The organism is Cupriavidus sp. SIMBA_020 (genome assembly GCF_046535395.1).
Classification (GTDB): domain Bacteria; phylum Pseudomonadota; class Gammaproteobacteria; order Burkholderiales; family Burkholderiaceae; genus Cupriavidus; species Cupriavidus campinensis.
In genome coordinates this window covers 1-254 of the sequence record NZ_JAWRWU010001135.1, presented here as the reverse complement: position 1 = coordinate 254, position 254 = coordinate 1, and the positions used below count along the sequence as shown (strand labels likewise).

Here is a 254-nt window from a genome sequence, read left to right as displayed (position 1 = left end):
CGCGGCGCGAAAAAATCGACCGCCGCATGGGCGATTTTTCGTCAACGTTTGTCATGCGGCGCGCGCGGCATGTCCGTACATTTGGCAGCCATCCAGGGACCAGGACGGACGGGAGACGATGGCTGAAGCGATCCTCATCGGCGTGAACCTCGACGGCGTGCTCGAACACGACGGCCTGCCTCTGCCCACGCCCGCCGAGCGGTTCCGGATGATCGCCGGCGCCGGCGTGTTCGACTATGTCGAAAAGAACCCCG

General features: G+C 64.6%; 1 pseudogene. It reads left to right on the top strand.

Going from position 1 to position 254, the window contains the following annotated elements:
* Positions 1-118: 118 nt before the first annotated feature.
* Positions 119-254: pseudogene (locus tag SB751_RS33075) on the top strand (xylose isomerase); the annotation flags it as partial.